The 21,110-nt window shown below is 65.0% G+C and carries 20 protein-coding genes and 2 pseudogenes; 19 read left to right on the top strand and 3 right to left on the bottom strand.

The genetic code is table 11. The features are described from left to right. Positions 1–268 precede the first annotated feature (268 nt). From rpsF to FJ414_RS11295, 13 genes and pseudogenes are all read left to right on the top strand, one after another. Entirely contained in the window at positions 269–766 is a 498-nt protein-coding gene (gene rpsF, locus FJ414_RS11360) for a 30S ribosomal protein S6 (RefSeq protein ID WP_140644474.1), read from the top strand. Continuing rightward, positions 766–1,014: a 30S ribosomal protein S18 gene (gene rpsR, locus FJ414_RS11355; protein WP_006203718.1), complete on the top strand. Its 249-nt coding sequence runs from the start codon at positions 766–768 to the stop codon at positions 1,012–1,014. Before rpsF ends, rpsR begins: the two co-directional genes overlap by 1 nt. Positions 1,015–1,225: 211 nt before the next feature. Continuing rightward, positions 1,226–1,810 carry a 50S ribosomal protein L9 gene (gene rplI / locus FJ414_RS11350; protein ID WP_140644473.1) on the top strand — a complete coding sequence of 195 codons (585 nt, stop codon included), beginning with the start codon at positions 1,226–1,228 and terminating at the stop codon, positions 1,808–1,810. Between the two features lie 243 nt (positions 1,811–2,053). Next, complete coding sequence (locus tag FJ414_RS11345; RefSeq protein ID WP_140644472.1) at positions 2,054–3,337, top strand: cyclopropane-fatty-acyl-phospholipid synthase family protein; 1,284 nt, start codon at positions 2,054–2,056, stop codon at positions 3,335–3,337. Between the two features lie 67 nt (positions 3,338–3,404). After that, positions 3,405–3,728 carry a YnfA family protein gene (locus FJ414_RS11340; RefSeq protein ID WP_140644471.1) on the top strand — a complete coding sequence of 108 codons (324 nt, stop codon included), beginning with the start codon at positions 3,405–3,407 and terminating at the stop codon, positions 3,726–3,728. Between the two features lies 1 nt (position 3,729). Continuing rightward, a complete protein-coding gene (locus FJ414_RS11335; protein WP_140644470.1) occupies positions 3,730–4,695 on the top strand; it encodes a small ribosomal subunit Rsm22 family protein in 966 nt (321 codons plus the stop codon). 293 nt (positions 4,696–4,988) lie between these two features. Then, positions 4,989–6,479 (top strand): replicative DNA helicase, encoded by a 1,491-nt coding sequence (locus FJ414_RS11330; RefSeq protein WP_140644469.1) that lies wholly within the window; start codon positions 4,989–4,991, stop codon positions 6,477–6,479. Between the two features lie 222 nt (positions 6,480–6,701). Further along, positions 6,702–8,105 carry a DNA repair protein RadA gene (radA, locus tag FJ414_RS11320; RefSeq protein WP_140644468.1) on the top strand — a complete coding sequence of 468 codons (1,404 nt, stop codon included), beginning with the start codon at positions 6,702–6,704 and terminating at the stop codon, positions 8,103–8,105. 42 nt (positions 8,106–8,147) lie between these two features. After that, positions 8,148–8,828, top strand: a complete 681-nt coding sequence (locus FJ414_RS11315; RefSeq protein WP_140644467.1) for a CvpA family protein — start codon at positions 8,148–8,150, stop codon at positions 8,826–8,828. 101 nt (positions 8,829–8,929) lie between these two features. Next, complete coding sequence (purF, locus tag FJ414_RS11310) at positions 8,930–10,411, top strand: amidophosphoribosyltransferase (RefSeq protein WP_140644466.1); 1,482 nt, start codon at positions 8,930–8,932, stop codon at positions 10,409–10,411. A 27-nt stretch (positions 10,412–10,438) separates the two neighbouring features. Further along, positions 10,439–11,182: an SDR family NAD(P)-dependent oxidoreductase gene (locus FJ414_RS11305; RefSeq protein ID WP_140644465.1), complete on the top strand. Its 744-nt coding sequence runs from the start codon at positions 10,439–10,441 to the stop codon at positions 11,180–11,182. Between the two features lie 113 nt (positions 11,183–11,295). Then, positions 11,296–11,605: pseudogene (locus FJ414_RS11300) on the top strand (hypothetical protein); the annotation flags it as partial. 135 nt (positions 11,606–11,740) lie between these two features. Beyond that, positions 11,741–11,965, top strand: a complete 225-nt coding sequence (locus FJ414_RS11295; RefSeq protein ID WP_027165524.1) for a hypothetical protein — start codon at positions 11,741–11,743, stop codon at positions 11,963–11,965. Positions 11,966–12,015: 50 nt separating this feature from the next. Here FJ414_RS11295 and FJ414_RS11290 read toward each other — a convergent pair whose 3' ends face one another. Then, a complete protein-coding gene (locus tag FJ414_RS11290; RefSeq protein ID WP_140644464.1) occupies positions 12,016–12,522 on the bottom strand; it encodes an OsmC family protein in 507 nt (168 codons plus the stop codon). 297 nt (positions 12,523–12,819) lie between these two features. Here FJ414_RS11290 and aguA point away from each other — a divergent pair, with 297 nt between their 5' ends. Then, the gene (aguA, locus tag FJ414_RS11285; RefSeq protein WP_140644463.1) at positions 12,820–13,926 is read left to right on the top strand and encodes an agmatine deiminase; all 1,107 of its coding nucleotides are present in this window, start codon (positions 12,820–12,822) and stop codon (positions 13,924–13,926) included. Between the two features lie 90 nt (positions 13,927–14,016). Further along, a complete protein-coding gene (locus FJ414_RS11280) occupies positions 14,017–15,117 on the top strand; it encodes a polyamine ABC transporter substrate-binding protein (RefSeq protein WP_140644462.1) in 1,101 nt (366 codons plus the stop codon). Between the two features lie 15 nt (positions 15,118–15,132). Here the strand turns inward: FJ414_RS11280 and FJ414_RS11275 are convergent, their stop codons facing one another. Next, positions 15,133–15,774, bottom strand: a complete 642-nt coding sequence (locus FJ414_RS11275; RefSeq protein WP_246672366.1) for a LuxR family transcriptional regulator — start codon at positions 15,772–15,774, stop codon at positions 15,133–15,135. A gap of 280 nt (positions 15,775–16,054) precedes the next feature. Between FJ414_RS11275 and FJ414_RS11270 the strand changes: the two genes are divergently transcribed. From FJ414_RS11270 to FJ414_RS11260, 3 genes are all read left to right on the top strand, one after another. Continuing rightward, positions 16,055–17,560 (top strand): peptidase S10, encoded by a 1,506-nt coding sequence (locus FJ414_RS11270; protein ID WP_140644460.1) that lies wholly within the window; start codon positions 16,055–16,057, stop codon positions 17,558–17,560. Between the two features lie 144 nt (positions 17,561–17,704). Continuing rightward, entirely contained in the window at positions 17,705–18,598 is an 894-nt protein-coding gene (locus FJ414_RS11265; protein WP_140644459.1) for a DMT family transporter, read from the top strand. A 40-nt stretch (positions 18,599–18,638) separates the two neighbouring features. Then, positions 18,639–19,553: a DMT family transporter gene (locus FJ414_RS11260; RefSeq protein ID WP_246672365.1), complete on the top strand. Its 915-nt coding sequence runs from the start codon at positions 18,639–18,641 to the stop codon at positions 19,551–19,553. A gap of 179 nt (positions 19,554–19,732) precedes the next feature. Here FJ414_RS11260 and FJ414_RS11255 read toward each other — a convergent pair. Then, a pseudogene (locus FJ414_RS11255) lies at positions 19,733–20,582 on the bottom strand (LysR substrate-binding domain-containing protein). 112 nt (positions 20,583–20,694) lie between these two features. On the opposite strand from FJ414_RS11255, the gene FJ414_RS11250 reads away from it, so the two are divergent. Continuing rightward, positions 20,695–21,102 (top strand): 4-oxalocrotonate tautomerase family protein, encoded by a 408-nt coding sequence (locus FJ414_RS11250; RefSeq protein WP_140644458.1) that lies wholly within the window; start codon positions 20,695–20,697, stop codon positions 21,100–21,102. Positions 21,103–21,110: the final 8 nt, after the last annotated feature.

Genomic DNA, 21,110 nt, shown 5'->3' with positions numbered 1-21,110 from the left:
GAGGCACTGCGTGGCCTTGCCTTCGCTGGAAATTGCTGTATAGACCCCCGCAATCTGCCGGTCCTTGCTGGGGGCTGAACGGAGGGCCGTGGCCTTTTCGAAGGTCGCGACACGAAGCCAGAAGGGCTTCCAGCCTCCCGTGTCTCCGCTCTCGACCGTCTCGTGATGCTCCTTTCTTCCCCGCTCTTTCGCGACCGGGTCAGACAAGTTGCAGAGGCTTAGCCGCGAGGGCCGGTGTGAGAGAAACGAAGAAAGGCACTAAAACATAATGGCTCTTTACGAACATGTGTTTCTTGCCCGGCAGGACCTGTCGCAGCAGCAGGTTGATGCGCTTGTCGAACAGTACAAGGGCGTCATCACGGCAAATGGCGGATCGGTCGGCCGGATCGAGAACTGGGGGCTGAAGTCCCTCACCTACCGGGTCAAGAAGAACCGGAAGGCTTACTACACGCTGATGGACATCACCTGCCCGCCGGCCGCGCTCAACGAAATGGAGCGCCAGATGGGCCTGTCGGAAGACGTCCTTCGCTTCCTCACCATCAAGGTGGAAGCGCATGAGGAAGGCGTCTCGGCGATGATGCAGAAGCGCGAAGAGCGCTCCGAGCGGGGCGGCTTCGGCGACCGCGACCGTGGCGATCGCGGCCCGCGTTCCTTCGGCGACCGCGACCGCGGCGACCGTGGTCCGCGTTCGTTCGGCGACCGCGATGGCGGTGGCGATCGTGGTCCGCGCCGTCCGCGCGAAGGCTTTGAAGGAGCTGCAGAATAATGGTCGACATCAACCAGATCCCGACCCGGCGTCCGTTCCACCGCCGCCGCAAGACCTGCCCGTTCTCCGGCGCCAACGCTCCGAAGATCGACTACAAGGACGTGCGTCTCCTGCAGCGCTACATTTCCGAGCGCGGCAAGATCGTGCCCTCGCGCATCACCGCCGTCAGCCAGAAGAAGCAGCGCGAGCTCGCCAAGGCGATCAAGCGCGCCCGCTTCCTCGGCCTGCTGCCCTACGTGGTTCGCTGATATTTCGAGCGGGCGGTTTGCCGCCCGCTCTTTTCACCGGTGCGACGGGCGTATCGGATTGAGCATCAAAATCCCGAGTTGGGGCCAATTGCCTCTAACTGCCCAGACAGGCAGGACAGCGACAAGAGCGGCTATGCCGCACCAAGCTTCCTGACCTGTTCCCAATCATTGCGCCAGTCTTTCGGCCGGCGCCAACCGAAGGAACGAAACCATGGAAGTCATTCTCCTCGAGCGCATTTCCCGCCTCGGCCAGATGGGCGAGACCGTCAAGGTCAAGGACGGGTTCGCCCGCAATTTCCTGCTGCCGCAGGGCAAGGCGCTGCGCGCCAACGAAGCCAACAAGAAGAAGTTCGAGGGCCAGCGCGCCCAGCTCGAAGCCCGCAACCTGGAGCGTAAGTCGGAAGCCACGCAGGTCGCCGAGAAGCTCGACGGCAAGAGCTTCATCGTCGTGCGCTCGGCCGGCGAGACCGGCCAGCTCTACGGCTCGGTGTCGACGCGCGACATCGCCGATCTGCTGATCGCCGAAGGCTTCACCGTCAACCGCAACCAGATCGAGCTCAACCAGCCGATCAAGGCCATCGGCCTCTCCAATGTGGCGATCGCGCTGCATCCGGAAGTCGAGGTCACGGTGACCCTCAACGTCGCCCGTTCGGCCGACGAGGCGGAGCGCCAGTCCAAGGGCGAGATGCTGACCACAGCCGAAGCCATCTATGGCGACGACATCAACGACAACGCCCGACCGGAGAATTTCTTCGACCCGAACGCCGAATTCGAAGGGGGCGAAGAGAACGCCTGATTTTCGGGGTCTGACCGGCACATCCTCCGAAGCGTCGCTTCGGTTCGCAGGCGTCCAGGATTTCTGGACCAACGCCCGGGTCTCTGACCCGGGCTTTTTTGTGCCAAAAGGAACTTTTCGACACCCTATATCTTGTGCACATTACAGCGTGGCGCGTCGATTGGACGCGGGCGACGCGCTGAGGCATTCGATCTGGCATTCCAGTCCGATTACCGGGTGATCCGACTGAGGGGACATTTGGTCATGAATATCCTGTTGAAACACGTTCTTGAACGCCTGGTTCGGGTCGGCGACCTCAAGGTGACCGGCCCAAAGGGCACGACGCACAAATTCGGCGACGGCAGCGGCGAGCCGGTGCATATCCATATCAAGACCATGCATGCCGAGCGCGCCATCACCTTCGATCCGATGCTGGCGGTGCCCGAAGCCTATATGGACGGCGAGCTGGATGTTCCCGAGGGCGGCGTTCTCGGGCTGATGCGCATCGCTTTCCAGAATATGGGCTCGAGCGGCATCGACGTGTCGTGGTCGAAGGCGATCGAGGGGCTGCGCCACGCCTTCCGCCGGCTACAGCAGATCAATACGGCAACACGCTCGCGCCGCAACGTGCAGCGCCATTACGATCTCTCCGGCGAGCTTTACAAGCTCTTCCTCGACGAGGACATGCAATATTCCTGCGCCTATTTCGAGCAGCCGGACATGACGCTGGACGAAGCGCAGGCCGCCAAGAAACGCCATATCGCCGCCAAGCTCCGGCTCAAGGCAGGCCAGACCGTGCTCGACATCGGCTCCGGCTGGGGCGGCCTCGGCCTCTATCTCGCCAAAGCTTTCGACGTCGATGTGCAGGGCGTCACGCTGTCCACCGAACAGCATGGTGTCGCCACCGACCGCGCCCACGCGCTGGGTCTCCAGGACCGGGTGCATTTCGAGCTCAAAGACTACCGCGCGCTGAACGAACGCTTCGACCGCATCGTCTCGGTCGGCATGTTCGAGCATGTCGGCGTCAACCACTATCGCACCTTCTTCGACAAGGCCTCAACTCTGCTCAAGCCGGACGGGGTGATGCTGCTGCACACGATCGGCCGTTCCGGCGTGCCGTGGGCGACCAGCGCCTTCGTCCGCAAATACATCTTCCCAGGCGGCTACATCCCGGCGATGTCGGAGGTGATGCCGGCCATCGAGAAATCGGGCCTCGTCGTCACCGACATCGAAATCCTGCGGCTGCACTACGCCGACACGCTCAAGCACTGGGGCGAGCGCTTCGCCGCCAACCGCGACAAGGCCAAGGCGATCTATGACGAACGCTTCTGCCGCATGTGGGAGTTCTATCTCGCCGCCTCCGAAGCCGCCTTCCGCTGGCAGGACCTGGTGATCTTCCAGTTCCAGCTCGCCAAGGTGAACGACACGCTGCCGGTGACGCGCGACTACATGGCCAAATGCGAGAAAGCCCTGGAGCTGCGCGATATCGGGCACAAGGAGCCGGCGCCGGCCCCCTCCAAGCCGACCCGCCGCAAGAAGGTGGAATAGACACGCATTGCCGCTTGCCATTGCGGCCTGACGCCACGAAAAAGGTCTCGTTCGCGAGACCTTTTTCATGACCTATCTCATCTACATCGCAGCCGCGCTTGCCGAAATCGCCGGCTGCTTTTCCTTCTGGGCGTGGTGGCGGCTGGAAAAGTCGGCGCTCTGGCTTCTCCCCGGTCTCGCCTCGCTGGCGCTGTTCGCCTTGCTGCTGTCGCTGGCCGACACGGACGCGGCGGGCCGCGCCTATGCCGCTTATGGCGGCATCTACATTGCCGCCTCGCTCGGCTGGCTGTGGCTGGTCGAAGGCGTGCGCCCCGACCGCTGGGATCTGGCCGGCGTTGCGCTCTGCATCGCCGGGGCCTCGGTCATCCTGCTCGCGCCGAGGGGAGCCTGAGATGGAATTGCCAGTCCCGCTTCGCCAAGGCGTCGATGGCCTGCTCGAGAAGGTGCCGCTGCCGGCGCTGAAGCAGGCCGCCAAGACGCTGTCGGATCGCTACCGCGCGGAGTTGCGCGACGGCCGCCTGCACATGGGCGAGGAGATGGCGGTCAAGGCCTATCTGGCGACTCGGCTGCCCGCCACCTATGCCGCCGTGCGCGCCAGCCTCGAGGCGTTGAGCGAGGCCCGCCCCGACTTTCGGCCGGCGAGCCTGCTCGACATTGGCGCCGGACCTGGCACCATGCTTTGGGCCACGACTGACGCCTGGCCTGAACTGGAACGGGCGGTGCTGGTCGAGGCAAGCGCTGCCGTGCGCAAGGTCGGCCAGTCGCTCGCGGAAGGCGCAATTACCGCCCGCACCGAATGGATCGCCGGCGACGTCACCATCGATCTCGACGGCATCATGCCCGCCGACCTCGTCAGCGCCGCCTATGTGCTGGACGAGATCGTGCCTCTGTCACTGCCGAAGCTCATCGACCGCCTCTGGCGGCTCACGGCCGACACGCTCATCCTCGTCGAGCCCGGCACGCCTGCCGGCTGGCGGCGCATTCTTGCGGCACGGCAACAGCTGATCGAGGCGGGAGCGCACCTGCTGGCGCCCTGCCCGCATGCGGTGCCCTGCCCGCTCACGCCGCCCGACTGGTGCCATTTCGCACGCCGCGTCGCGCGTTCGCGCCTGCATCGTCTCGTCAAGGAAGCCGAGGTGCCGTGGGAAGACGAGAAGTTCATTTACCTCGCCGCTTCCCGGCAGCCGGCGCCGGCGCGCGCCGCACGGGTGATCGCGCCGCCTAAAGGCGGCTCCGGCAAGGTGGTGCTGAAACTGTGCCGGCCTGACGGCAGCGCCGGCGAGCGCCTGTTCAGCAAGCGCGACGGCGATGCCTTCAAGGCGGCGCGGCGGGCTGACTGGGGCGACACGCTGGACTGAGCCGCGTAGGCCGACGGCACCGCGTCGTCGAACCACTGAGCCACTGGCAGGCGCGCCCCCATGCGATCTTGCTCGATGAAATTGTTCTTGCTTTGTTCGGCAACCGCCGATAGGAATCACGGCTTGCCGAGTCAAATGGAATCGGGCCACCGGAATACTGTCCTGTGGATGGTTTGCTGATCCTGTGAACATTGGGGCATCGAGCTGGTTGGACCGAGGAGTGTTGCAGAAAGGTCAGCACCGAATCTTCCCGTTCTGGTATCGAGGAAAGCGGGATCGAAATCGGGGATATCATGGCAGAGGCGGCACTGAAATTCGGCGCGGCGGAAACGCCGCTTTATCGCGAGGCACCGAACAACATCGAGGCCGAGCAGGCGCTGCTCGGCGCCATCCTGGTCAACAACGACGCGTTCTACCGCGTCTCGGATTTCCTGAAGCCGGCGCATTTCCATGAGCCGTTGCACCGCCGCATCTTCGAGGTCGCGGCCGAGCTCATCCGCATGGGCAAGATCGCGACGCCGATCACGTTGAAGACCTTCCTGCCGGCCGACGAGAAGGTCGGCGACATGACGGTGGCGCAATATGTCGTGCGGCTTGCTGTCGAGGCCGTCACCGTCGTCAACGCCACCGACTATGGCCGCGCGATCTACGATCTCGCGACGCGCCGCGCGCTGATCACCGTCGGCGAGGACATGGTCAACATCGCCTATGACGCGCCGGTCGACATGTCGCCCTCCGACCAGATCGAGGACGCCGAGCGGCGGCTGTTCGAGCTCGCCGAGACCGGCCGCTATGACGGCGGCTTCGAAAGCTTCAACGACGCGGTCAAGACCGCCGTCGACATGGCCAACGCCGCCTATATGCGCGACGGCCATCTGTCGGGCATCGCCACCGGCCTGCGCGACCTCGATCGCCGCATGGGCGGCCTGCAGCCCTCCGACCTGATCGTGCTCGCCGGACGTCCGGGCATGGGCAAGACCTCCCTGGCCACCAACATCGCCTTCAACATCGCCGAGGCTTACGTTCCGGCGCAGCAGGCCGATGGCAGCTTCAAGGCCGCCAATGGCGGCGTCGTCGGCTTCTTCTCGCTCGAAATGTCGTCGGAGCAGCTCGCCACCCGCATCATCTCCGAGCAGACCGAGATCTCGTCGTCAAAAATCCGCCGCGGCGAGATCACCGAGATGGATTTCGAGAAGCTCGTCGCCTGCTCGCAGACGATGCAGAAGATCCCGCTGTTCATCGACCAGACCGGCGGTATCTCGATCGCGCAGCTTTCCGCCCGCGCACGGCGCCTGAAGCGCCAGCGCGGCCTCGACCTCATCGTCATCGATTATATCCAGCTGATGCAGGGTTCCTCCGCCCGCGCCTCGCAGAACCGCGTGCAGGAAATCACCGAGATCACCACGGGCCTGAAGGCTTTGGCCAAGGAACTCGGCGTGCCGATCATCGCGCTGTCGCAGCTGTCGCGCCAGGTCGAAAGCCGCGACGACAAGCGCCCGCAGCTGTCGGACCTGCGCGAATCCGGCTCCATCGAGCAGGACGCCGACGTGGTGCTGTTCGTCTATCGCGAGGAATATTACCTCAAGAACCGCGAACCGAAGATCGGCACCGAGGAATACGTCAAGTGGGAAAACGAGATGAACGAGGCGCGCGGCAAGGCCGAGTGCATCGTTGCCAAGCAGCGCCACGGACCGACCGGCACCGTCAGCCTCGCCTTCCACGGCGAGTTCACGCGGTTCTCGGATTTGGCCGAGGAGCACCATCTGCCGGAGAGGTTTGAGTAGGTTTTTGACCCACCGTCGCGCTCTGTCACATCCCCCTCTGTCCTGCCGGACATCTCCCCCGCAAGGGGGGAGATTGACCGTCGCCACGACTTTCGCCAATCGCCGACGTTGCAAGAAGAATGCCGGCGGCCAAGCTGCTGATCTCCCCCCTTGCGGGGGAGATGGCCGGCAGGCCAGAGGGGGGTGTGAAGGAACGCCGACCTTCGGCGGTTGGCGCCCCTAATGGCCAAGTCCCGCGTCCAGTTCATCTGCCAGAATTGCGGCTCGGTGCACCAGCGCTGGGCCGGAAAATGCGATGCCTGCGGCGAGTGGAACACGTTGGTCGAGGAAGGCACGTCCGGCGGCATCGGCTCGGGGCCGGCCAACGCGCGCAACGCCCGCAAGGGCCGCGCCGTGGTGCTGACCAGCCTGTCGGGCGACATCGAGGACGCGCCGCGCATCGTTTCCGGCATCGGCGAGCTCGACCGCGCGACCGGCGGCGGCTTCGTGCGCGGCTCGGCGCTTCTGGTCGGCGGCGATCCCGGCATCGGCAAGTCGACACTGCTGACGCAAGCCGCCGCCGCGCTCGCCTCCAAGGGCCATCGCATCGTCTATGTTTCCGGCGAGGAAGCGGTCGCGCAGATCAGGCTGCGAGCGCAACGCCTCGGCGTCGCCTCGACGCCGGTCGAGCTTGCCGCCGAAACCAATGTCGAGGACATCCTCGCCACCATCGCCGACGGCAAGCGGCCGGACCTCGTCATCCTCGATTCGATCCAGACGCTGTGGACGGACCTTGCCGATTCGGCGCCGGGCACCGTCACCCAGGTGCGCGCCGCCGCCCAGGCGATGATCCGCTACGCGAAATCCACAGGCGCGGCGATCGTGCTCGTCGGCCATGTCACCAAGGAAGGCCAGATCGCAGGCCCTCGTGTCGTCGAGCACATGGTCGACGGCGTGCTCTATTTCGAGGGCGAGGGCAATCATCACTTCCGCATCCTGCGCACGGTGAAGAACCGTTTCGGGCCGACCGACGAGATCGGCGTGTTCGAAATGTCGGACAAGGGCCTGCGCGAGGTCTCCAATCCATCCGAGCTGTTTCTAGGCGAACGCCACTCGAAATCGCCGGGCGCCGCGGTTTTCGCCGGCATGGAGGGCACCAGGCCGGTGCTGGTCGAGATCCAGGCGCTGGTCGCGCCCTCCTCGCTCGGCACGCCGCGCCGCGCCGTTGTCGGCTGGGACGGCGCGCGGCTGTCGATGGTGCTCGCCGTGCTCGAGGCGCATTGCGGCGTCCGCTTCGGCCAGCACGACGTCTATCTCAACGTCGCCGGCGGCTACCGGATCTCGGAACCGGCGGCCGATCTCGCGGTCGCCGCCGCACTGGTTTCATCGCTCACCGGTCTTGCCCTTCCCGCCGATTGCGTCTATTTCGGCGAAATCAGCCTATCGGGCGCGGTGAGGCCGGTTGCGCATGCGCAGCAGCGCCTCAAGGAAGCCGAAAAGCTGGGTTTTGGAAGCGCGGTGCTGCCGCTCGGCAGCGAGGAACTTGCCGGGGGGATCGGGGCCGGCGCGTTTCAGCCCACCGAGCTTGCCGACCTTGTGGCGCGCATAGCCGGCTCACGGCGCGGCCGTGCCGACGACGCGGAGTGATGCGGCTCGTCGGGCCGTAAGACAGGAAGTGGGGCGAGAACCATGCCGATTACGCTGCTTGACGGAATCCTCGTCGGCTTCACCCTGGTCTCAGCGATGCTCGCCATGGTGCGCGGCTTCTCCCGCGAAGTGCTCTCCGTGGTTTCCTGGGCGGCGGCGGCGGCCGCGGCGTTCTTCTTTTACAAGCCTGTCCTGCCCTATGTTCAGCCCTATGTCGACAACGACAAGATCGCGATGGCGGCTTCGGCGGGCGTCGTCTTCCTCATCGCGCTGATCGTCGTCTCCGTCATCACCATGAAGCTCGCCGACTGGATCATCGATTCGCGCATCGGCGCGCTCGACCGCACCCTCGGCTTCCTCTACGGCGCGGCGCGCGGCATCCTGGTGGTCGCGGTGGCGCTGCTGTTCTTCAACTGGCTGGCCGGCGCCAAGGCGCCTGCCTGGATCGCCAACGCCAAGTCGCGGCCGCTGCTGGAGACGATCGGCGCCAAGCTCGAAAGCGTGCTGCCGGAAAACACCGAGGAACTGGTCAACAAATACACGCATAAGGGCACGCCGCAGGCCGGCGCGCCGGCCACTGGCGACCAGCCCGCCGCAGAGCCGCCGGCGGCCGGTGACGACAACGCGCCGGCGCCCGACGACAGCGAAGGGGATGCCCCGGCCGACAACGAGCCGGCCAGCCCCGCGCCAGCCCCTGCCCCGGCTCCAGCGCCGGCAAACTGATTGCAAGCCGGCCTGGTGTCGGTTGTGAATGCGAGAAGGCGTGCGTTGCGTTCGGCGAGCGATCGCCTTATATGGCGGCTTTAGCGGAGCTTGAGCACCAGATGGCAGACTCAACGGCAGATAGAGGCAAAGTCCTTTCCGCCGAGGCCGACGACCATTTCCACGACGAATGCGGCGTGTTCGGCATCTTCGGCCGGCAGGACGCGGCAGCCATCGTCACACTCGGGCTGCACGCCCTACAGCACCGCGGCCAGGAAGCCGCCGGCATCGTCTCCTATGACGGCACGCAGTTCCATGTCGAACGCCATGTCGGCCTGATCGGCGATACCTTCACCAAACAGCGCGTCATCGACAGCCTGCAAGGCAACCGCGCCATCGGCCACACGCGCTACGCCACCACGGGCGGCGCCGGCCTGCGCAACATCCAGCCCTTCTTCGCCGAGCTTGCCGATGGCGGCTTTGCCGTCGCCCATAACGGCAATCTGACCAACGCCATGACCGTGCAGCGCGCGCTGCAGAAGCAAGGCGCTATCTTCTCCTCGACCTCCGACACCGAGACGCTGCTGCATCTGGTCGCCACCAGCAAGGAGCGCGACCTCAACTCGCGCTTCATCGACGCGGTGCGGCAGGTCGAAGGCGCCTTCTCGCTGGTGGCGATGACCGCCAAGAAGATGATCGGCTGCCGCGATCCGCTCGGCATCCGGCCGCTGGTGCTGGGCGATCTCGACGGTGCCTGGATTCTCGCTTCCGAAACCTGCGCGCTCGACATCATCGGCGCCCGCTTCGTGCGCGACATCAAGCCGGGCGAAATGGTGGTCATCACCGCCAAGGGCATCGAGAGCCTGTTCCCGTTCGAGCCGCAGAAGACCCGCTTCTGCATCTTCGAATATGTCTATTTCGCGCGGCCAGACTCGTCGGTCGAAGGCCGCAATGTCTACGAAGTGCGCAAGCGCATCGGGGCGGAACTCGCGCAGGAAAACCCGGTCGAGGCCGACATTGTCGTGCCGGTGCCGGATTCCGGCACGCCGGCCGCGATCGGTTTTTCCCAAGCCGCGGGCATTCCCTTCGAGCTCGGCATCATCCGCAACCATTATGTCGGGCGCACTTTCATCCAGCCGGGCGATTCCATCCGCCACATGGGCGTGAAGCTGAAACACAACGCCAACCGCCGCATGATCGAGGGCAAGCGGGTGGTGCTCGTCGACGATTCCATCGTGCGCGGCACCACCAGCCAGAAGATCGTGCAGATGGTGCGCGATGCCGGCGCCAGGGAAGTGCATATGCGCATCGCCTCGCCGCCGACCAGCGCGTCCTGCTTTTATGGCGTCGACACGCCGGAGAAGTCGAAGCTCTTGGCATCGCGCATGTCGGTCGAGGAGATGGCCGAGTTCATCCGCGTCGATTCGCTCGGCTTCCTGTCGATCGACGGGCTCTACCGCGCCGTCGGCGAGGCCGGCCGCGACAATGAGCAACCGCAATTCTGCGACGCCTGCTTCACCGGACAATACCCCACCCGCCTGCTCGACTTCGAAGGCCACGACAATGTGCGCACGCTGTCGCTGCTGGCGAATAGCGGGGCGTAGGCCGCATCACCTTACGGAATTGCCTGCATGACCCTCGACCTTTCCGGCCGCGTCGCGGTCGTAACCGGCGCCTCGCGCGGTATCGGCTATTTCATCGCCAGGGAGTTGGCGGCAGCCGGCGCGCATGTGATCGCGGTGGCGCGCACGGTCGGCGGGCTGGAAGAGCTGGACGACCAGATCAAGGTCGATGGCCGCGGCCAGGCGACGCTGGTGCCGCTCGATCTTGCCGACATGGCCGGCATCGACCGTCTGGGCGGAGCCATCCACGAGCGCTGGGGCAAGCTGGATATCCTGGTTGCCAATGCCGGTGTGCTTGGCGTGATCTCGCCGATCGGCCATGTCGAAGCCAAGACCTTCGAGAAGGTGATGACCATCAACGTCACCTCGACCTGGCGGCTGATCCGTTCGGTCGACCCGCTGCTCAGGCTCTCCGATGCCGGCCGCGCCATCATTCTCTCCTCCAACACGGCGCATTCGGCGCGCGCCTTCTGGGCGCCCTATGCGGCTTCCAAGGCGGCGGTCGAGACGATGATGCGTTCGTGGGCGCATGAGACCGAGACCCTGCCGCTGCGGGTGAACGCCGCCGATCCGGGCGCGACCCGGACCGCGATGCGTGCCCAGGCCATGCCCGGCGAGGATCCGGAGACACTGCCGCATCCGTCCGAGATCGCCAGGCGCATCGTGCCGCTGGCCAGCCCCGAACTGAAGGAAACCGGGCTGATCTTCCAGGCCAAGCACAACCGCTTCGTCGCCTACCGTCAGCCGGAATAAACTTGAGTTTTAGGCGGATGAAATAGCGCTGCGGCTACGTTCTTCGAATTTAGGACATTCGAAGCCGGAGGATCGAGATGCGCGGACTTCTTCTCGTTGCCGCCACCGCCGGCATCACCAAGCAGACGGCGCTGACTGAATAGGGCGAGACGATCAACGGCCGCGGCGACATTCCGAACCGCCACGACATGCTGACCGGCTCCAAGCCAGACGGCGCCAGGATCGCCGACCAGACCTGCGGCGACTGGACGATGAGCGGCGCCAGGGCGCCGCCATGATGGGCATCACGATCGCACCGGGCTCGACGATTCGGCGGCGGCGAAGTCGTGGAATTCCTCGCACGCCTCGCGCGGCGGCTGCAGCCAGGAGGCGCTCAAGGGCACCGGTGGCGACGGGCTGTTCTACTGCTTCGCGGTCGAGTGAGCCGGGTCGCGACCCTCTATTCACGGGTCTGTGACCGGGGCGGCGAAAGCGTGTGCCGCCGCCCCGCTTTCGCCGCCCCAAGGGAGTTGCTAGGATCGGTCCGACTCCGACATTTCAGCAAAGCGAGGAATTCCCATGGCTGCTACTCCCAGCGTAGCGTTGGTCTGGTATCTGGTGATTGCCGGCCCGCAAGGCGGCATGGTGGTGCTGCCCAGCACCTTCGACACCCGCGAACAGTGCACCAACGCCGTCACCGAATATCAGAAGCAGCCGACGCCTCAGGGCTGGGCCGTGCAATGCGTGCCGAGCGCCTCGCCTTTCACCGATGAAGGGGATGCGGAGACCCCGTCGGCTCAGTAGCGCGAGGCGTCGGCGCTGCTGATCTCCTCCCTTGGGCGAGATCAGCTGTGTCAACGCCCTGCGCTCACACTCAACACCGGCTTGTTGTTGATCGTCTGGAACACCACGCAATAGCGCTCGGTGAGCTTCATGAGCGAATCGATGCGCTCCTGCGGCTCGTCGGTGTCGAGGTTGAATTTCAGCCTTATCTCGCGAAAACCGACCGGCGCGTCGCGGGCGACGCCGAGCGTGCCGCGGAAATCGAGGTCGCCCTCGGCCTCGACTGTGGCGTTGCCGAGCTTGAACTCCAGCGCTGTCGCCACAGCTTTCAGCGTCACGCCGGCGCACGCGACCAGCGCCTCCAGAAGCATGTCGCCCGAGCATAGCTCAAGGCCCGAGCCGCCGGTGGCCGGATGAAGCCCGGCGACAGCGAGCGCCCTGCCCGTCTCCACCTTGCAGGCAATCGACTGATCGTCGAGCGTTCCGCGCGCCTTGAGCGTGATCAGCGCCCTGGCGGCGTCGTCGCGATAGGCTTCCTTCAGCGGAGCCTGCATGGCCTTGAGTGCGGTCGCGTCCATTGCCTGTCCTTTTCGTCGACTTGTTGCTGCATCGGCATTCGCCGTCCGATCGAGATTTGCCCCGATCGATCGGCAAGGCAATGCATTTATCCCGCCGCCGTTCCGGCCCAGGTCTTCGCCATTGCAGGGAACGGCGGGCGGCCCTGCTTCCTTGGTCCGTGGCAATCCGCGAAAACATTCCCTCTGCTTGACTTGTTCCAGCCGGCATCCGGCTATCCCAAATGGGACATTGACGGACGACGCCCCGAAAAAGTCTGATCCGGGCGAGTGTCGTCCGCCATTTTCCGGTGCCCCAACATGCCACGTACCCTTTCGACGAAGCCGAAACAGGACGGATTTCGGGCGCCCGGCGAGTTCGAGCCCAAATCGGGGTGTTGGCTGATCTGGCCGGAGCGGCCGGACACCTGGCGCCTCGGCGCCAAGCCGGCGCAGAAGCTGTTTGCCAATGTCGCAGCGGCGATTGCGCAAAGCGAGCCGGTGACGGTGGCGGCATCCAGCCGGCAGTGGCAGAACGCCAGGACCCGGTTGCCGGAGCATGTGCGCGTGGTGGAGATGTCCACCAACGATTCCTGGCTGCGCGACAGCGGCCCGAATTTCGTCGTCAACGATCAAGGCTCCGTGCGCGGCGTCGATTGGACCTTCAACGCCTATGGCGGTTTCGATGGCGGGCTCTACGCGCCATGGGACCTGGACGACCTGGCGGCGCAAAAGGTGCTCGAAATCGAGAGGATGGATCGTTATCGCGCGCCGCTGATCGCCGAGGGCGGAGGCCTGCAATGCGACGGACAAGGCACGCTCATCACGACGGAGCAATGCCTGCTCAATCGAAATCGCAACGCCCATCTCGGCAAGGCCGAGGTGGAACGGCAACTGGGCGATTATCTCGGCGTCGACACCATCATCTGGCTGCCCCGCGGCTTTGCCTTCGACGAGACGGACGGCCATGTCGACGATGTCTGCTGCTTCGTGCGCCCCGGCGTGGTCGCGTTGAGCTGGACCGACAATCGCGACGATCCGCAATACGAGATCGTGCGGGAAGCCGAGGAAGTGCTGCGCTCGGCCCGCGACGCGCGTGGCCATGCCCTCGAGGTGCATCGTCTGCCTCATCCCATGCCGATCGAGATGATGCCGGAAGAAAGCGAGAGCCTGGACCGGCTCGATTCGACCTGGGCGCGACCGGCCGGCAACCGGATCGCGGCGAGCTACATCAACTACTATCCGGGCAACAGCGTCGTGGTCGTGCCAGAGTTCGGCTCCGGCCTCGATGTGAAGGCAAAGGCAAAGCTGGCCGAGCTGTTCCCCGACCACAGAATAGTCGGCATCGAGAACTCCCGCGAGATTTTGCTGGGTGGCGGCAATGTCGCCTGCATCACCTTGCCGGTCTATGCCCCACAACGACGTTGAGCGAAGGCGAACGCCGGCTAACCGGCCGCGAAACGGAACTGAGGGCTGAGCGATCCATCGGTGCCAGCCCAGGCGAAAAGGAGGAGATTCATGCGCATCCTGATCCTGTCAACGCTGCTTGCCGGGCTCGCCTGCGGCATCGCCAGCACGGCTTCGGCGGACGAGGAAAAAGTCGTCAACGTCTACAACTGGTCGGACTACATCGCGCCGGACACCGCCAAGAAGTTCGAGAAGGAGACGGGCATCAAGGTTCGCTACGATGTCTATGACGGCAACGAGGTGCTCGAGACAAAGCTGCTCACCGGCGGCTCCGGATATGACGTGGTCTATCCTTCGGCCTATCCGTTCCTGAAGAACCAGGTGAAGGCGGGAGCCTTCCTGGAGCTCGACAGGTCCAAGCTCGCAAACCACGCGAAGATCGATCCGCAGGCTCTTTCGCTGATCGCCGGCGCGGACCCGCAAAACAAGCATGCCGTGCCCTATATGGCCGTCACCGACGGCATCGGCTACAACGTCGCCGCGGTGAAGCAGCGGCTGCCGGACGCGCCGACAAATTCCTTCGCCATGGTCTTCGACGTCGACGTCGTCAAGAAGCTCTCCGATTGCGGCGTGGCGATGATCGACGCGCCGGCTGAAGTCATTCCGATGGCGCTGAATTATCTTCATATCGACCCCCGGTCGACCAGTCCCGACGACCTTGCCAAGGTCGAGGAACTGATGGCCAAGGTGCGGCCCTACATCCGCTATTTCCACTCCTCGAAATACATAAACGACCTGGCGAACGGCGACATCTGCGTCGTGCTTGGCTGGTCGGGCGACATACTTCAGGCAAGGACGCGTGCCGCCGAATCCACCAAGAAGCTGGAGATCGCCTATTCCATTCCGAAGGAAGGCACGCTCATCAACTTCGATACGATGGCGGTGCCGAAGGATGCGCCGCACCCCGACAACGCCATGGCCTGGATCAACTTCAACCTGCGGCCCGATATCGCCGCTGCCAACTCCAGCTATGTCTCCTATGCCAACGCGATACCGGATTCCCTGCCGCTGATGGACAAGGCGATCGCCAGCGACCCCGGTGTCTTTCCTCCCGACGACGTGAAGGCCAAGCTGTTCGTGGTCGACAACAGCGACGCGAAGCTGCTGCGGTCTCAAAATCGTATGTGGACGCGTGCGGTGACGGGGCAGTAAGGCCGGCGCGCAACATCAGTTGCGCGCGGCTTCGCGAACGGCTGCCAGCAGTTCCACCTGGGAGTGCACACCGAGCTTGCGGTAGACCTGCTTGATGTGATTGCGGGCCGTGCCCGGCGAAATGGAAAGGCTCCGCGCGATGGTCTTGGCGTTGCCGCCGTCGATCAGGTGCCGCGCGATCTCGCTCTCGCGCGCGCTGAGCAGGGACCGCGCGGCCTCGACTGCCCCGCCCTTGTCCCGGAGGCGGCACAAGTGAAACAATCTTTCCAGAACCAGCTTCGTTGCGCCGCCCGCGGCGCAGGCGAGCGCCAGGTCCTGCTCGCCAAAGGGCGGCTCGCCGTTGCGCCGCAGAAAGGTGACATAACCAGCGGTCAGCCTGTCGAGATTGAACACGCCGGTTATCTCGTCGAAGCTGTCGGAGGGGCCATAGAATTCGCGGTAATAGGGCGAGCGCTGAAAATCGCCGCTGCGGAGAGCCGACAACGGCAACAGGAAATCCTGCCGGCTGCTGGCGAACCGCTGGAAGAAGGGATCCAGCCGGTAGACGCGGGCGTCGTAGTCGCGGTTCCAGCGATCGGGGCCGGCGTCATCGATCGTCAGAGAGGTAATGTCACGGCGATAGAAGCCGACATAGACGCGATCGGAGCCGAGCAGCACGCCCGCCGCCGCGGTGAAGCGAGCCGACAATTCCTCGGGCGTTGCAGCGCCGGCCGCGGCGGCGACGCCGCCGCTCCAGCTTGCAAATCGGTCGAGGGAAAAATTCGCGAGCATTCGCGCCTAGCCTAGCGCATGCCGCCGCAAGTTCAACCTGGCGAATGGCGGCAAGGCGGACCGGTATGGCTGCCTCAGGCACAGTGACGGATTGCGAGAGCGAGTAGTTGCTTTGACTTCACAGACCCAGGCCATACCTATTGCGAAACCCCTTTGCGGAGGCATCATGAGGTCCAAGCCGAGACTCGTCCCCTTCATCCTGCTGGCGTTCGCCGCCTTCTCACAGCCGGGCGTCGCCGCCGAAGCACCCGAGCGCTCGGCGCCCGAGGGTGGTGTGCTTTCTCTCCTGCCGCCGCCCCAGGTGACCGAGCATTCGATCACGCTCGCCGGGCGCAAGCTGGATTACCAGGCCAAAGCCGGCACGCTGTCGCTCTTGTCCGGCAAGGGCGACGTCACGGCCGAGATTTTCTATGTCGCCTACACGCAGCAGTCGCCTGCGCCGGCGAAGGACCGGCCGATCACCTTCGTCTTCAACGGCGGACCGGGCGCGGCATCGGCTTACCTGCATCTCGGCGCGATCGGGCCGCGCATCGTCGAGACCGCCGCCGACGGCGAGTTCCTGCGGCCGCCGCAAAAGCTCATCGACAATCCCGACAGCTGGCTCGACATGAGCGATCTCGTCTTCGTCGATCCGGTCGGCACCGGCTACAGCCGCGAGGCGCCACGGCATGAGCCGAAGGAATTCTGGAGCGTCGACGCCGACGCCAGCTCGGTCGGCGCCTTCATCCGCCTCTATCTGGCGCAGAACGGCCGCAGCGGATCGCCGCTGTTCCTCGCCGGCGAGAGCTATGGCGGTTTTCGCGCCGCGCTGCTCGCCCGCACACTGCAGGAGGATGTCGGGTTGAGCCCCAGCGGCGTCGTGCTGATCTCGCCGGCGCTGGAATTCATGCTGGTGCGCCCCGACCAGTTCGACCAGTTGCATTGGGCGCTGGAATTGCCTTCGCTGGCGGCGACACGCTTGAAGGGCGACGGCGTCAGCGGTGATGCGTTGCGCGGCAGGCTGGCCGAGGTCGAGCACTACGCGCTCGGCGATTACCTGACGGCGCTGAACAGCGGGCTGGAGCAAGGCGGCAAGCTCGCCAGCGGTCGCGTTTCGGAGATCACCGGCCTGCCGCTCGAGCTCGTCCAACGCAATTTCGCCCGCATCCCCATCGGGCTTTTCGCCAAGGAATTCCAGCGCGCCACGGGCAAGGTGCTCAGCCCTTACGACGCCACCATCGGCACCGCCGACATCGCGCCGCAAAGCGCGCGTGACGCCGGCCCCGACCCGGTGCTCGACCGCAGCATTCCAGCGCTGACATCCGCCTTCGTCGCCTATGCCCGCGACGAGCTCAACTACCGCACCGATGTCAGCTACCGGCTGCTCAATGGCGAGATCAGCCGCAGTTGGGATTACGGCACATCGGGCCAGGGTTATGCCGGCGTGATGAACGACCTGCAGCGGGCGCGCTCGCTCAACCCTGCCCTCGGCGTCGTCATCGTCAACGGCTACACCGACCTCGTCACACCCTATCTCGCCTCGCGCTACCTGGTGAACCAGGTTCCCTCGCTCGCCGACGCCAAGCCGATCCGCCTCGACGTCGTCGAGGGCGGCCACATGATGTATCTGCGGCCGGATGGGCGACGCGCGCTGAAGGACGCGGCATCGGAGCTCTATCAAGTGACGCAGTAGTCCCCGACCGACCTTCGGCGAAACGACCTGCGCCAACGCAAGTGCTGCGGTGGAGCAGCGCCGTGCAAGCTTTCGCCCGTATAGCTGGAGCAGCGGTCCCGACTGGGGCGGAACCGCTTTCCACGCAACCACGCTGAAAACCGCATGGCCGATATCGTCGTCCTCGAAAGCCGCGAAAGGGTGCTGGCCGGCATCCTGTTCACGGCTGCCGCCTATTTCCTGTTTTCGGCGCAGGATGCCTCGATCAAGCTCCTGGTCGTCGGCATGACGGTCTGGCAGATCATGTTCGTCCGCTCGATCACGGTGCTCGTCGCCTGCGGCGCGATCGGCGGCAGGCGGCTGTTCGCCGAAACGATCGACTCGCCGATCGTGAAGCCGATGCTGGTGCGAAGCGCCTTCACGCTGGCCGCCTGGCTTTGCTATTACAACGCCGCGCGCTCGCTGCAGCTCGCCGAGCTCACCACCATCTATTACGCAGCACCCATCATCGTCACCGTGCTGTCGGTGCTGATCCTGGGCGAGACGGTGCCACTGCTGCGCTGGCTGGCGGTGTTCACCGGTTTCGTCGGCGTCTTCATCGCCTGCGATCCAACCCGGCTCGGCCTCTCGCTGCCGGTGCTCCTGGTGCTGGCGGCGGCCGTCCTTTGGGGGATCGCCGTCGTGCTGCTGCGCAAGACCGCCATGCAGGAGCGCACCATGATCCAGCTCGTGCTCAACAATTTCTATTTCCTGCTGTTTTCGGCCGTGCCGGCGCTGATCTGGTGGCATATGCCGGACGGAACGCAGTTCCTTTTGCTCATCAGCGTCGGCGCGCTCGGCGGCGTTGCGCAATACATGCTGTTCGAGGGCATGAAGCGCGCGCCGGTGTCGATCGTGGCGCCGTTCGAGTACACATCGCTGGTCTGGGCCTTCGCGCTGGGCTACGCCATCTGGGGCGACCTGCCGCGCACGGAAGTGTTCATGGGCGCGGCGCTGATCATCGGCGCTGGCCTGCTCATCGTCGGCAACGAGCGTTTCCGCAAACGGGAGCAGGCCTGATGACAGAAGGCTGTCAGGAACAACGGGGTAGGCTGGCGCCATGACAGACACGCTCGACATGCCGGAAAAGCTTGCGCCTGCCGCCGTCGTGGCCGCCGAGCGCACGCTCGGCATCATCCTGGTGTCAGCCTCGGCGATCGCCTTCGCGCTGACCGGCGTGCTGACCAAGTCGATCCATGCCGATCCGCTGACCATCACCTGCTGGCGCGGTTTTTTCGGCTCGATCCTGATCAGCTTCTACGTGCTGTGGCGCCGGCGCCGCTCGGGCAGGCGCGAAAGCCTGAAACTCGGCTGGCGCGGCTGGCTGCTGGCGGTCGAAGGGGCAGCGGCCAGCATCGCCTTCATCTCGGCCTTCAAATTCACCTATGTCGCCAATGTCGCGGTCATCTACGCGACCTCGCCCTTCATCGCGGCGCTGCTCGCCTTCCTGTTGGTGCGGGAGAAATTCCGGCTGCAGACGATGCTGGCGGCGGCCGTATCGCTTTGCGGCGTCGCCATCATGGTGGGCGCCGGCCTAGGCAGCGGGCACTTGTTCGGCGATGGGCTGGCGCTTTTGATGACCGCCGGCAGCGCGCTTTACATGATCATGGTGCGCGCTTTTCGCGATTCGCCGGTCGTCTGGGCGGGTGCTGTCTCGGCCTTCCTGCTTTTCGTGCTCGGCTGGTTCGTCACCGATCCGCTGGCTGTGTCCACCCGCGACATGGCGCGGCTCGCCACTTTCGGCTGCTCTTTCGCGCTGGCTTCGATTCTGTGGACGGAAGGGTCGCGGCTCATCCCGTCGGCGGAAGCTGGGCTGCTGGGCTCGGCCGAGGTGCCGTTCGCCATCTTTTTTGCCCTGCTGTTCCTCGGCGAAATCCCGCCGATGGCCAGCATCATCGGCGGCGCTATCGTGCTTTGCGCGGTTTTCGCGCATGCCGGCCGCGACTGGTTGAAGGCGAAATCGGCGCGCTCGTAAATTATTTTCGCAGTCATGGAACCATCATCCGACTCAGGCATTGTTGGTTCGACGGGTCACCCCCCAAGTCCCCCCAAACCCCTCGACCCGTCCGACTAGAAGCCGACCCGCAAAAAGGTCGGCTTTTTCTTTGGGAATTGCTTCGGAGAACTCCCGGGACATGGCGGCACGGTTTCCATTCAGGACAAGGCCAGGCCGCCGCCGAGAAGCTGCGCCAAATCCCGCCGGGCGAGGAGCCTCGCGGCCGAGCCGGATGGCGAAATCGGCCATCGGCAGCGGCGGGAGGTCGAGATCGGCGGATGCCTCGACGATGCCGGAATGGGCGAAACGCCGGGTGCGCGGCGTCAGCGCGATGCCGGCATTGACCGCGCTGCGCAGGCCGGCAAGGCTGGCGCTGCCGGCGGCGATGCGATAACGGCGGCCGGCCGCGTCGAGCGCATTGAGCGCGGCTTCGCGAAAGCCGCAATAGGGATCGAGCAGCGCCAGCGGCACCGCTTCGGGCCGCGCTGCTAGGCCTTTTTCCGAGCAGAGCCACAGCATCGGCTCGCTGATCACGGCCGTTTCATCCGGCGACGGGGCATGGCGCATCGTGATCGCGAGGTCCAACTGGCCCGCCTGCAGCGCCGATCCGAGTTCCAGCGAGCGGCCGACGCGCAGCTCGATCCTGACGCGCGGATGGCTGACGGCGAAGGCCCTGAGCAGGTCCGGCAGGCCCTGATCGGCGAAATCCTGCGTCGTGCCGATGGCGATGCGGCCGCCGGCGCGCGCGCCCTTCAGCGCCAGCCAGGCCTCGGTGTGTACGGCAAGGATGCGCCGCGCATGGCCGACGAGGTCCTCGCCGGCCGGGGTCAGCCCGCGTCCCCTGCCCTGCGGGGTGAGCAGCGGCTCGCCGACGATCTCTTCGAGCCGCTGCATCTGCGCGGTCACCGCCGACGGCGTGCGCCCGACAGTGGACGCGGCCCTGGCCAGCGAGCCGCCGTCGACGAAAGCGAGGAAGGTTTTCAGAAGATCGGGATCGAGCGTTTCCATACTTCGACAATATCGAAGTAATTATCAAAAACAATTCGATTTTATTGACGAATGGATACGCCCATATCTCTCCCATCGAAGGCGCGACGCGCGAAACCGAAGGAGAAAAGACATGCCGATCATCAACATCAGCGTCACCGGCAAGCCCGACGCCAAGCTGTCCGCGGTAATCGCCAAGGAGGCCACCGACATCACCGCCAGGGAACTGCGCAAGGATCCGACGATCACCGCGGTCGCGGTCAACTACATCGACCCGCGGCACTGGTTCGCTGGCGGCAAGTCGCTGGCCGAGCACGGCGCCAACACGTTCTGGCTGGACATCAAGGTCGTCGACGGCACCAACACCAAGCCCGAGCTCGAAGCCTATCTGAAGGCGATCTTCGAGGCTTTCGGCCGGCTGCTTGGCGGCGTGCATGAGGAAAGCTATGCCTTCGTGCATGAGGTGCCGGCGGCGGCCTATGGCTACGGCGGCAAGAGCCAGGAGTTCCGGTTCATCAGCGGAAGGCTGAAGGCAGTATAGGGTGTTTC

This window comes from Mesorhizobium sp. B3-1-6, from assembly GCF_006439555.1.
In the GTDB taxonomy this organism is placed as follows: Bacteria; Pseudomonadota; Alphaproteobacteria; order Rhizobiales; family Rhizobiaceae; genus Mesorhizobium.
This window is presented reverse-complemented; position numbering and strand designations above follow the sequence as displayed.

What these genes read in the sequence shown, in the direction of transcription:
- FJ414_RS11335 (WP_140644470.1), top strand. Translation starts at nt 3,730, where the DNA reads ATGGAATTGCCAGTCCCGCTTCGCCAAGGCGTCGATGGCCTGCTCGAG.
- FJ414_RS11345 (WP_140644472.1), top strand. Translation starts at nt 2,054, where the DNA reads ATGAATATCCTGTTGAAACACGTTCTTGAACGCCTGGTTCGGGTCGGC.
- rpsR (WP_006203718.1), top strand. Translation starts at nt 766, where the DNA reads ATGGTCGACATCAACCAGATCCCGACCCGGCGTCCGTTCCACCGCCGC.
- rplI (WP_140644473.1), top strand. Translation starts at nt 1,226, where the DNA reads ATGGAAGTCATTCTCCTCGAGCGCATTTCCCGCCTCGGCCAGATGGGC.
- FJ414_RS11265 (WP_140644459.1), top strand. Translation starts at nt 17,705, where the DNA reads ATGGCCGATATCGTCGTCCTCGAAAGCCGCGAAAGGGTGCTGGCCGGC.
- FJ414_RS11250 (WP_140644458.1), top strand. Translation starts at nt 20,695, where the DNA reads ATGCCGATCATCAACATCAGCGTCACCGGCAAGCCCGACGCCAAGCTG.
- FJ414_RS11280 (WP_140644462.1), top strand. Translation starts at nt 14,017, where the DNA reads ATGCGCATCCTGATCCTGTCAACGCTGCTTGCCGGGCTCGCCTGCGGC.
- aguA (WP_140644463.1), top strand. Translation starts at nt 12,820, where the DNA reads ATGCCACGTACCCTTTCGACGAAGCCGAAACAGGACGGATTTCGGGCG.
- purF (WP_140644466.1), top strand. Translation starts at nt 8,930, where the DNA reads ATGGCAGACTCAACGGCAGATAGAGGCAAAGTCCTTTCCGCCGAGGCC.
- FJ414_RS11340 (WP_140644471.1), top strand. Translation starts at nt 3,405, where the DNA reads ATGACCTATCTCATCTACATCGCAGCCGCGCTTGCCGAAATCGCCGGC.
- FJ414_RS11295 (WP_027165524.1), top strand. Translation starts at nt 11,741, where the DNA reads ATGGCTGCTACTCCCAGCGTAGCGTTGGTCTGGTATCTGGTGATTGCC.
- FJ414_RS11290 (WP_140644464.1), bottom strand. Translation starts at nt 12,522, where the DNA reads ATGGACGCGACCGCACTCAAGGCCATGCAGGCTCCGCTGAAGGAAGCC.
- FJ414_RS11315 (WP_140644467.1), top strand. Translation starts at nt 8,148, where the DNA reads ATGCCGATTACGCTGCTTGACGGAATCCTCGTCGGCTTCACCCTGGTC.
- FJ414_RS11305 (WP_140644465.1), top strand. Translation starts at nt 10,439, where the DNA reads ATGACCCTCGACCTTTCCGGCCGCGTCGCGGTCGTAACCGGCGCCTCG.
- rpsF (WP_140644474.1), top strand. Translation starts at nt 269, where the DNA reads ATGGCTCTTTACGAACATGTGTTTCTTGCCCGGCAGGACCTGTCGCAG.
- FJ414_RS11270 (WP_140644460.1), top strand. Translation starts at nt 16,055, where the DNA reads ATGAGGTCCAAGCCGAGACTCGTCCCCTTCATCCTGCTGGCGTTCGCC.
- FJ414_RS11260 (WP_246672365.1), top strand. Translation starts at nt 18,639, where the DNA reads ATGACAGACACGCTCGACATGCCGGAAAAGCTTGCGCCTGCCGCCGTC.
- FJ414_RS11330 (WP_140644469.1), top strand. Translation starts at nt 4,989, where the DNA reads ATGGCAGAGGCGGCACTGAAATTCGGCGCGGCGGAAACGCCGCTTTAT.
- radA (WP_140644468.1), top strand. Translation starts at nt 6,702, where the DNA reads ATGGCCAAGTCCCGCGTCCAGTTCATCTGCCAGAATTGCGGCTCGGTG.